This is a genomic window from Sphaerospermopsis sp. FACHB-1094, from assembly GCF_014696195.1.
GTDB classification, from domain to species: domain Bacteria; phylum Cyanobacteriota; class Cyanobacteriia; order Cyanobacteriales; family Nostocaceae; genus Sphaerospermopsis; species Sphaerospermopsis kisseleviana.
Genome location: NZ_JACJPT010000149.1, coordinates 1 through 10,589, shown reverse-complemented (window position 1 = coordinate 10,589; position 10,589 = coordinate 1). Strand labels below are relative to the sequence as shown.

General features: G+C 39.9%; 11 protein-coding genes. 6 read left to right on the top strand and 5 right to left on the bottom strand.

Annotated elements, in window-relative coordinates:
* Positions 1-361: 361 nt before the first annotated feature.
* Positions 362-1,891 (bottom strand): hypothetical protein, encoded by a 1,530-nt coding sequence (locus H6F47_RS25185; RefSeq protein WP_190651520.1) that lies wholly within the window; start codon positions 1,889-1,891, stop codon positions 362-364.
* Between the two features lie 258 nt (positions 1,892-2,149).
* On the opposite strand from H6F47_RS25185, the gene H6F47_RS25180 reads away from it, so the two are divergent.
* A complete protein-coding gene (locus H6F47_RS25180; protein ID WP_190651519.1) occupies positions 2,150-3,760 on the top strand; it encodes a glycosyltransferase family 39 protein in 1,611 nt (536 codons plus the stop codon).
* 165 nt (positions 3,761-3,925) lie between these two features.
* Here the strand turns inward: H6F47_RS25180 and H6F47_RS28235 are convergent, their stop codons facing one another.
* Together H6F47_RS28235 and H6F47_RS25170 are read right to left on the bottom strand one after the other, a co-directional pair.
* On the bottom strand, positions 3,926-4,300 hold the full coding sequence (locus tag H6F47_RS28235; protein WP_137669275.1) for a hypothetical protein: 375 nt from the start codon (positions 4,298-4,300) through the stop codon (positions 3,926-3,928).
* 34 nt (positions 4,301-4,334) lie between these two features.
* Complete coding sequence (locus H6F47_RS25170) at positions 4,335-4,502, bottom strand: transposase (protein WP_199291295.1); 168 nt, start codon at positions 4,500-4,502, stop codon at positions 4,335-4,337.
* Positions 4,503-4,918: 416 nt separating this feature from the next.
* Here H6F47_RS25170 and H6F47_RS25165 point away from each other — a divergent pair, with 416 nt between their 5' ends.
* A complete protein-coding gene (locus H6F47_RS25165; RefSeq protein ID WP_137669274.1) occupies positions 4,919-6,823 on the top strand; it encodes a chloride channel protein in 1,905 nt (634 codons plus the stop codon).
* Between the two features lie 193 nt (positions 6,824-7,016).
* On the opposite strand, the gene H6F47_RS25160 is transcribed toward H6F47_RS25165, so the two are convergent.
* A complete protein-coding gene (locus H6F47_RS25160; RefSeq protein WP_096571485.1) occupies positions 7,017-7,430 on the bottom strand; it encodes an AbrB family transcriptional regulator in 414 nt (137 codons plus the stop codon).
* Positions 7,431-7,828: 398 nt separating this feature from the next.
* Here H6F47_RS25160 and H6F47_RS28725 point away from each other — a divergent pair, with 398 nt between their 5' ends.
* Together H6F47_RS28725 and H6F47_RS25155 are read left to right on the top strand one after the other, a co-directional pair.
* On the top strand, positions 7,829-7,960 hold the full coding sequence (locus tag H6F47_RS28725; RefSeq protein WP_268932469.1) for a hypothetical protein: 132 nt from the start codon (positions 7,829-7,831) through the stop codon (positions 7,958-7,960).
* A complete protein-coding gene (locus tag H6F47_RS25155; protein WP_096571486.1) occupies positions 7,957-8,400 on the top strand; it encodes an Rrf2 family transcriptional regulator in 444 nt (147 codons plus the stop codon). The genes H6F47_RS28725 and H6F47_RS25155 overlap by 4 nt, the downstream gene beginning before the upstream one ends.
* Here H6F47_RS25155 and H6F47_RS25150 read toward each other — a convergent pair.
* On the bottom strand, positions 8,324-8,689 hold the full coding sequence (locus H6F47_RS25150) for a hypothetical protein (RefSeq protein ID WP_190651517.1): 366 nt from the start codon (positions 8,687-8,689) through the stop codon (positions 8,324-8,326). The genes H6F47_RS25155 and H6F47_RS25150 overlap by 77 nt on opposite strands.
* A gap of 185 nt (positions 8,690-8,874) precedes the next feature.
* Here H6F47_RS25150 and cbiB point away from each other — a divergent pair, with 185 nt between their 5' ends.
* Together cbiB and pyrR are read left to right on the top strand one after the other, a co-directional pair.
* The gene (cbiB, locus tag H6F47_RS25145) at positions 8,875-9,837 is read left to right on the top strand and encodes an adenosylcobinamide-phosphate synthase CbiB (RefSeq protein WP_190651515.1); all 963 of its coding nucleotides are present in this window, start codon (positions 8,875-8,877) and stop codon (positions 9,835-9,837) included.
* Between the two features lie 111 nt (positions 9,838-9,948).
* Entirely contained in the window at positions 9,949-10,485 is a 537-nt protein-coding gene (pyrR, locus tag H6F47_RS25140; RefSeq protein WP_096571490.1) for a bifunctional pyr operon transcriptional regulator/uracil phosphoribosyltransferase PyrR, read from the top strand.
* Positions 10,486-10,589: the final 104 nt, after the last annotated feature.

Sequence of the window (10,589 nt, the reverse complement as noted above, 5' to 3'; positions counted from 1 at the left end):
GTCGTAGGGGCGAAGCATTCGGACGACAAATTATCAATTTTATGAAAAGGCTATTTTCCGAATGCTTCGCCCGTACAGGAGTCAGGAGTCAGGAGGAGATTGGAAAATTTCTTTGCCATCTCTTGAAATCCCCAAAAATGCACACTTTTTCCGGTATACCCTTCAAAACCCTTGCACTAATTTCTGTGTTTATCAGCCTCTAACCTTTGATATATCAAGGTTTTAAGTTTATTCAGCAAACCCTAAGTAGGGTTTGCTCAAAAAGTTATCTGTGAGGGGCTAGGAGTATGGCTCACAAAGTGCAAGCTTTTTGAGGATCATAGCACCTAAAACCAGGCGGGCAGCGCCGGAATGATATCAATTAATCTGCATCTCGATTTCTAGCTGATTTTGTTGATTTACCACCAGCATTGCGAACATTCATAACTTTACTCAGTAAATCAAACCAAAAGGGCGCTCCCATTGCAATAGCTACACCACTGACTATCCAACCAGATAACATGGTTAATAAACTGATTATAGGTACGCCATTGATCTTCGTTGGATTCCAACCAATTTGATCTTCTAAGTTTTCATTTGTCCAACCTATTGGTAAACTAATTTCCTCTAAAATCTCCTTAGTGTCAATATTTTTGAGGTTGGAAGGATCAGATTGTTGATCTATAGTTTGCACAGCTTTATAAACAATTGCTTCTCGCAAAACTGTATCTTTCGATAAGCGATCAATGATATGAAATGTATCAGCATTAGCACCAAAAGCGAGGAGAATACCAATTAAAATAGCGACTCCTTTAGCATTTCGTTTGTAAACACCACCTGCTCTTTGCATAGAACTATCAAAAGAATTCTCAATTTCTCTCCGTAATATTTCAATACCTTCCTCTGTACTTTTAGCCTTGTATTGCGCTCGCTTGGCTATGTTAGCAATATTTCTCTTCATGCCATCTGGTAAGGTATCTATTAATTCTTTAATGGTTTTATGGCTTTGACTATTTTTATCTTTTAGAGTGATTTGAATTTCCTCAACAACAGTATTACTTGTATCTAGTAATTGGACAATTTCGTTCATGTTAGGTTTTAAACCACCGATGATAATTGCTTCTTCAACACTGGGAAAAATGTGTTTCTGTAAAGCTTGCAGTCGTTTCCAAGTTTCTATTAGTATGGGATTTTCATTTTCTATATTCGCATGAAAGTTATTGATGTATTTATCCAAGCTATCCTGCATTTGACTAACGCTTGTATCTATATCAAACTTGTACTTTTTAAAATCTTCAACAATTTCTGTATATTCTGAAGTGAGAGTTGCTAAATCATCTTTAATATCCTGGGCAATATACTTTGGTAATTCTGTTTCTTGAATTTGTCTGAGTGAGCGAGTTAAAATTGTTTGTAATTCTTGTAACCTTTGGTTTTTAAATTTTTCTAGTCTTACTTCTGTTAGACCATGGATGATTTGTGGCAGTTGTAATTCTTCTAAAAGACTGGTAGCGAAAGTATCACTCTGAATATAAGAAGGCGCACTTTTATCTTGATTAAAAGTCTTATGATTTACCTGTGATTTATTTATTGTTCTTCCGATCTTACTAGTTATATCACCCATAAACCAAGTGAATTTTCTTGGTAACTGGGATAAAATGCCTTTAGCTTCTTGGTTAATACTTTTAATTAAAGGATTGCTATAAATTTTGTTGACCATATCAATTATATCCTTGGCTTCTGAATTTTTAACATCTCCAGCCAAGAAAATTTCGATTGATTTTTTTAAATGTACAGCACGCCATTGCAGGATTGTAGCAATCAATTCTTGAATTTCGGAAGCTAACAAGCTTAAAATCAGGTAAATAAAAATTAAACCCAGGGCGATATCTAAAATGACAGGTAGGCGCATTTCCCAAACTCCTTCAGCGTAATTGACCAATTTAACCTTGTATTCTTTATATCATTTAATTGGCAAAAATCTTGTTAAATTGTTTAAAAAATAACTAAAAAATTTTTATGCAAAAAATTATTATTTTTCAGAGAAAACTGAGGTAATTTGGGATCTAGCCATTGCTTGTGAAAATAGTTTGTGAAGGTATGGCAAAATTGGAGATTCGCTCTGGTCTCTATGGAATCAAACCAGTGAGTAAAATGATTAGCATAGAATATGCAAGAAGGACGCTATATTGGGACTCATCTAGAAAAACAGCATCGCACCTCTGGCAGATGGATGGATGGACTATGGTTAATAGGATTGCTGTTGGTGGCAATATTGCTGTTTAGCATCAATCTTGGCGGACTGCCGCTCAGAGATTGGGATGAAGGGACTGTGGCACAAGTTGCTAAAGAAATTTGGCGTGCCAAAGCAGGTTCTATGCACTGGCTTTACCCTACCTTGGGAGGTGAACCATACTATAACAAGCCTCCCCTCATGCACTGGCTAATTGCTTGGGCTTACTCCCTGGGTGGTGTGAATGAATGGACAACTCGCCTACCTGGAGCTATACTGACAGCCATTTCTGTGCCTTTGCTGTATTGTATTGGTAGAGAAATATTTCGCCTCCGTTGGGCTGCGGTTTATAGCGCCTTGATTTATCTGACGATGTTGCCAGTAGTGCGTCATGGCAGATTAGCAACGCTAGATGGCGTAGTGGTAAGTTTGTTAATGGTGATGATTTTCTGTGTGTTGCGATCGCGCCGAGACTTGCGTTATTGTCTTGGTGTCGGTATCAGTTTTGGGCTGATTTGCCTAACTAAAGGCATAGTGGGCATATTTTTAGGTGCTATTGCTGTAGTTTTTCTCTTTTGGGATACACCAAGGTTACTCACCAGTTACTACCTGTGGACAGGAATCTTCATCGGTATTTTACCAGTATTGGGTTGGTATGTTGCCCAACTACTGCGCTATGGTTATCCTTTCTCTCAAATTGATTTAGACGATCAAACCTGGAATCAGATTGCTGCTGCTAATGGTCAGCCTGAAGCTTCTTGGTATTATTTCCTAGAAATTCTCAAATGGACATGGCCTTGGCTGGTATTTTTACCGCAAACTGTGGGCTTTACCTGGGAAAATCGCAATTTTAGCTGGGCTAAACTCATCCTAGTTTGGATTAGTGTGTATTTACTACTTATTTCTCTGGTTAGCGTCAAACAGCCTTGGTATATTTTACCAATTTATCCCAGCTTTGCTTTAGCCTGTGGTTTCTTTTTAACTCAGAGTGAGAATTGGCGTTTATTCTCATCCTATCCCCGTGCTTGGATAACCAGTTTTGCAGTCTTGGCTTTGGTAGCGTCTGCGGCTAGTATTTATCTGAGTTGGGGTAGTGCAGGTACAACAGACTTGCAGATGATTTTGGCCGCCGTAGCTTTGACTATGACTTTAGCAGCAATTTTGGCAGAACGAGGCGATCGGCAATTTTGGCAAATTTTAATTTGGGGAAGTTATATTTGTTTGTTGTTGTTGATCAAATCTGACTACTGGATGTGGGAACTAGGAGAAGCTTATCCAGTCAAGCCTGTGGCAGCAATGATAGCACGTGCCAATCCAGCAGTTCAGAAAATCTACACATCTTTTCCTTACCCTCGTTCATCCTTGAATTTTTATAGCGATCGCACCATTATTCCTGCTTCCCCCGGCGATCTGCAATATCATTGGCAGTATGATGTGCAGCCCTATTTGCTTGTGAATGCTTCTGCTTTAGAAAATCTCCAATTCCCATCTCTTAAAGTAGTGGGAAAATCCGCCGGTTGGCAATTGATTACAAAAGACACTCAGTAAATCATCCAGGCAGGAGGCAGGGGGCAGGAGGCAGGAGGCAGGGTGCAGGAGGCAGGGTGCAGGGCGCAGGGCGCAGGGGGAAGTTAATAACCCAATGCCCAATCACCAATCACCAATCACTAATCACCAATCACCAATCACCAATCACCAATCACCAATCACCAATCACCAATCACCTGTCACTTTCTCACTTCCTGGAAGCAGTTCCTGTTTATACTTTGTGCTGTCCTGGGTGATAGCAATTGTAGTAAATAAAATTGCACCTCCCATAGCTAAAGCCAACAAATAACGTTTGAAAAGCGGCAAATCTCTAATCATCCTGGCTAAAGGTCGGCTTTGACGACGCAACGCCGAGGAGATAAGAATTTTTTTCCAAGTAAACGGATCACGGACGTAGTGACCACTTTTACAAACTACGAGTTTTTCCTGACAATAAGGACAAATAAATAATCCGATATAAGTCTTAACAGGCTTAGTCCTGTTATTTCTTTGGCAAATCGGACAAGTAACATAATTATTATCAAAGGTGTGTATATTCATCTAGAGCTTCCGCCTAGTCCATTTACTGATTCATTTACGCTGAACATTTCTGAGCATTGATTGACAAAGCTCGAACTGTAACGATAGCAATACCATCATTACTGACGGTAAAGGAGGAATCCCTCAAAGCACGCAACATAATATTACGTGCGCCGTTAGCATCTCTCGGTGTTTGCGCTCCACAATTCGGGCATTGATGCACCTTAGAGCCGCTTAATTTAGAGTGATCTTTCTATAACAATAGCTATATTCACTAAGAAGTATGGCTGAAATCAAGTTCTGATCTCAGGAGGTAGTAGGGGCAGGAAGTAGGAGGTAAGAGGCAGGAAAACGAAAAATATTACCTGTTCTCTGTTCCATCTGATAGCTGATAGTGAATACTCAATCTATCTCCCCATCACAACTACTCACTGTGATAACTAACAACTTGTATTAACTAATAATTCTCTCCTATTTCAACTATTCTGATCATAAAAATTTTAACTGCTTGTCTGAGTTGATGAAAACTGTGTATATGAAGGATATCAACCATACTTGTCTGGTTGCTTAATCATGGCTCACAATAATAATTAACCAATAAAAAAAATAAATTTTTTCTTACATTTACACCGTTTTTCCATGACTCTCTTGCCTCCTACACAACTGAGGAAAGTAACTCAGCCAGTTGCCTTTCCCACATCTTCTGCTCGTTTAACTCATCTGATCAATCGTCTTCAGCCATCCCCGGAAACAGTGGTGCTGTTTTTAGCCATGCTGATTGGTGGTGGTACGGGTATGGGTGTGGTCACTTTTCATTATCTCATCGAGTTGATTCATCACTTGATGCTAGAAAATTTTTTGGGACAGATAGGAGTCTGGGGTGGTTGGACTTTAGCTTGTGTTCCTACCCTGGGCGGATTAATTGTAGGCTTAATGCGTTGGCGTACTGAAGATTTTGGACCTGGACTTTCATCTTTAATTGCTCTATCTCAGGGTAGAGAAGTTAAGCAACAATTACGACCTGTTACTAAGATGATAGCTGCTGCTGTTTCTTTAGGTAGTGGTGCATCTTTGGGTCCTGAGGGTCCTAGTGTGGAAATAGGTACTAATTTTGGGGTGTTGTTATCAGATGTACTGCAAGTTTCTCAAGAGAGGCAGCGGTTACTGTTGGGTGCTGGTGCTGCTGCTGGTTTAGCAGCTGGATTTAATGCTCCCATTGCTGGGGTATTTTTTGCTTTAGAGGTGGTTATGGGGGCTACTTCTTTTGCTACTTCTGCCGTCAGTGTGGTCTTACTTGCAGCGGTAGTAGCAGCTTTAATTGCTCAAATTGGTTTGGGTTCTCAACCTGCTTTTGCTTTACCTGCTTATCAAGTTCGCAGTCCTTTAGAATTACCGCTTTATCTGGGTTTAGGTTTGGGTGCAAGTTTGGTAGCTTTGACTTATACACAATCTATTAGTTTAGGTAAAGCTTTTTTTAGCGGACGCTTTCAAGGGTTTCAATTTTTGGGCAAGATTCCTAAACCTATTCAACCAATTATTGGTGGTTTAATAGTTGGTTTAGTGGCTTTGCAATACCCACAAATTTTAGGTATTGGTTATGGAACTGTGCAAGCAATGTTGCAAGATCAAGAGTTTTCCTTGAATTTGTTACTTGTACTTATAGGGTTGAAACTGCTGATGACGGCTGTTAGTTCTGCTAGTGGTTTTGTAGGTGGTTTGTTTGCGCCTGCCATGTTTTTAGGTGCATCCTTCGGATCTGCCTATGCTAAAGTTTTGGCTTTGATAGTTCCCGGAGTTGCTGAATATATGGCTGCTCCTCCAGCTTATGCAATGGTGGGTATGGCTGCTGTTTTGGCGGGTAGTGTGAGAGCGCCTTTAACAGCTATTTTAATGTTGTTTGAATTAACTCGTGACTACCGAATTGTTTTACCTTTGATGGCTGCGGTGGGTTTAAGTGTCTGGTTAGTAGAAGGAATTAAACCAACTGTTAATTCTAATTCCAATCTACAACAGATTGGTCTTTCGGAATTGAAAGATGAGCAAGTGGAAATTGTACAGCAAATTTCTGTGGCAGATGCTATGCACTCTTATCCTAAAAAAATGCCGGCAAATCTTGGGGTTTTAGAAGCTGCTATGGAAATGATCCGCGATCGCTCACCCAGTGCTTTAGTCATTGATGCCAATGAACAATTAGTCGGTATTATTTCTCTGGACGATATTAACCGCACTCTTTCTCTTTGGGAAAATTACCAACATTCTCCTGGTGAAATACAGCCTAATTTTTCTAGTCAAACACTCATAGATATTTGTACGACTGATATTCTCTATGCTTGGCAAGATGAACCTTTATCTGAAGCTTTAGATCGTATGGCGCTGCGAGGTTTGCATCAGCTACCAGTGGTAGCAAGAAACAACCCCGACTGCATTTTAGGTTTACTCGAAAAAGAGCAAATCGCTTTAACTTGCAATTTAGCAGCTACGCGCAAAGCTTTACAGCACTATTTACCAATGTTGCCAACAACCGATATAGTTATTGGTCATTAGTCTTTGGTGATTAGTGATTGGTGATTAGTGATTGGTGATTGGTGATTGGGGAAGAGGTTTTTAACTGCTGACAACTGATAACCGATTGGTTAGTACACAAAAATCAATAACTGCAAGTCTGGGTTTAGCATTGCTAAACCCCTACAGCTGACAACTGATCTTCTAGCTGAAAACCTCTACAACTAAATTTTGATTAAGCTGTAGCTTCTTCTACTTCACCATCTTCTCTGTCTTCTGGATCTACTTGGCGTAGTCGAATATGCTTCTTGCCTAAAGTAATGATAAATTCATCTCCAGGTTTAAGATTCATCTGTTTTGTATAAGCTGAACCTATGAGTAAATTGTTGTTAGACTGCACGCTAATTCTATAGCTGGCACTGCGTCCACCACGGCCATTAGCACCTGGTGTACTGTCCAACTCAATGCCCTCGGCATCAATTAAGGCATTCAAGAATTTCATCATATTCACGCGCTCTATACCATTTTTGGTAACAGTATAGTAGCCACACTGTTTAGCTTTCTCTTCCTTGCTTTCGTTCTCTAGCTCCTTAACTTTTTGGAGCAGTTCTTCACCAACAAGGGGTTCATTTTTTTTCTGTTTAGGCATCAACTTTGGTCGGAATTAAATGATTGAAGTGGTTGAATCGATTTTATTTTAACTGATACTGAGCTAACAGGAACAGAGTCCTTTATTTTTTTATCTCAGCATAGCCAAGTATATTACACTCTTATCAGAAATTGTTGCACAATTATCAATCTTGTCAAGATATTTTCTAAAATAAAATTCTGATCATGCTCAGAGAGAGATATATATAGTTTGTGAATTACTGGTAAACTGTATTTGTTTAAGTTTTTTAAAGTGACGTAAAAAAGTGGTTTGCTAAATAAAGATGATTTTCAAGTCTTTAGTTATTAGTCATTAGTCAGGAGTTCAAGGAGTCAGGAGTTCAAGGAGTCAGGAGTCAGAATAATTTTAGATTTTAGATTTTAGATTTTAGATTGGAGTTGACAAAAACAATCCAAAATCCTTTCATTGTATCCCCAGTCACCAGTCCCCAGTCCCCAGTCCCTAGTCCCCAGTCTCTAGTCCCCAGTCCCCAGTCCCCAGTCCCCAGTCACCTATTCCCTAATAAATGAAACTAACCACGAGAGGACACTATAGCGTTAAGGCATTGCTGGATTTAAGTTTACAGCCGAAATATGGACCTGTATCTGTCAGAGCGATCGCTAAACGTCAAGATATTCCTGCTCCCTATTTGGAAAAGCTGCTAATAGAAATGCGTCGCGCTGGGTTAGTCAACTCAATTCGTGGCAGTGTTGGTGGCTATCAATTAGCAAGAGAACCTGCACAAATTTCCATAGGACAAATTTTAGAGGCTGCTGGGGAAAATATGACTCACATACCTCTGAACAGTCCACCACCTGCTCAAGCGGAAGATTGGGTAACTTTTACTCTGTGGCAAAGACTGAACCAAAAGTTAAAAGAAGCTTTGTATAGTATTACTCTGGCAGACCTTTATTATGATGCGCGAAGTTGGCAAGCATCTCTAGGGGAAGAAGCAAGTTTTGTAGTTTAGTCAGTTGACTGGTGATTGGTGACTGGGGACTGGTGATTGGTGATTGGTGACTGGGGACTGGGGACTGGTGACTGGGGACTGGTGACTGGTGACTGGTGACTGGGGACTGGGGACTGGGGACTGGTGATTGGTGACTGGTGACTGGTGACTGGTGACTGGGGACTGGTGATTGGTGATTGGTGATTGGTGACTGGGGACTGGGGACTGGGGACTGGTGATTGGTGATTGGTGACTGGGGACTGGTGATTGGTGACTGGGGAAGATTAATAACCCAATGACTAATAACCAATGACTAATGACTAATAACTAATAACTAATGACTAATGACTAATAACATCTATATAAGTACCCAGGCAAAATTAATTGCACATAGTTATTGAAGAAAAAATCTCTGTAAACCTTACCTGTTCCCTGTTCCCTTGCTTCGGCTACGCTCAGCACAAGGTTCCCTGTTCCCTGTTCCCTCTCCTAACTATGAAATTTATTTTGCACGACTACTTATTAATTATTGCGGCTTTGTTAGATTACCTAATTGGTGATCCTTGGGGTTGGCCTCATCCCGTGCGAGTGATGGGTTGGTTAATTTCTGGTTTAAGTAAATTTTTTCTGCAACACTGTCAAAGTTCTCAAATACAACGTCTAGCTGGAATTGTACTTGCTATTATCCTCATTATTGGCAGCGGTTTATCTGGTTGGTTAATAGTTCAAATTGCTAGATGGTTACATCCATTTTTAGGAATTGTGGTGGAGAGCATTTTTTTAGCTAGTTGTTTTGCTCTTCATAGTTTGCGGAAAGCTGCTTTAGATGTTATCCAACCTTTAACAAAAGGTAACTTAGAATCAGCACGACAGATTTTAAGTAATTATGTAGGTCGGGATACGGAAAATCTCTCAGAAACAGAGGTTTTACGAGCAGTTCTGGAAACGGTGACAGAAAATGCTACTGATGGGGTCATGGCTCCTTTGTTTTATGCAATTGTGGGTGGATTAATACCATTGGTTGGACCTGTTCCTTTAGCACTAGCATATAAAGCCAGTAGTACCTTAGATTCAATGGTAGGTTATCGAGAAGCACCTTATACTTATATTGGTTGGTTCAGTGCTAAGTTAGAAGACTGTTTAACTTGGTTTCCTTGTCGGTTAACAGTGATGACTTTGGGATTTTTATCAATTAAACCTTTATATGTTTGGCGTATTTGTTGTCGGGATGCTATTCAAGATCCAAGTCCTAATTCTGGTTGGAGCGAGTGCGCCTATGCTGCTATTTTAGGTGTGCAGATGGGAGGTATAAACTGGTATCGTGGAGTAGCTAAACATAAACCACTCTTGGGAGATGCTATTTATCCCATTACCCCAACTTCGATTTCCCAAGCTTTACAATTAACTCGATATTCGTTTTTACTGTGGTTGGGGGTAGGAATATTGTTAATTTTATGAATAGGGAATAGGTATATTGAATTTAAAATTTAGAATTTATTTCTTCCCAATCACCAATCACCAATCACCAATCACCAATCACCAATCACCAATCACCAATCACCAATCACCATGTCTACCAAAGTAGTTGAAATTCTCTCATCTGAAGAACTGCGTCGTACTTTAACACGTCTCGCGTCTCAAATGGTGGAACGGACGCGAGATTTGTCACAATTGGTACTTTTGGGTATTCATACTAGAGGTGTGCCGTTAGCCAATTTATTGGCACGTCAAATAGAAACTCTTGAAGGTATCAGTGTGGATGTGGGAGCATTAGATATTACATTCTATCGTGATGATTTAGATAAAATTGGTTTAAGAACTCCAGCGAAAACCGATATACCTTTTGACTTGACGGGGAAAACTGTTGTTTTGGTAGATGATGTCATTTTCAAAGGTAGGACAATTCGTGCGGCTTTAAATGCAGTTAATGAGTATGGTAGACCAGAGGTGATTCGTTTGGCTGTATTAGTAGATAGGGGTCATCGGGAATTACCTATTCATCCTGATTTTGTGGGTAAAAAATTGCCTACTGCTAAGGAAGAAATTGTAAAAGTTTATTTACAAGATGAGGATGGAAGGGATGCAGTGGAGTTAATTGGTAATTGAATTTGATTGGTGATTGGTGATTGGTGATTGGTGATTGGTGATTGGTGATTGGTGATTGGTGATTGGTGATTGGTGATTGGTGATTGGTGATTGGTGATTGGTGA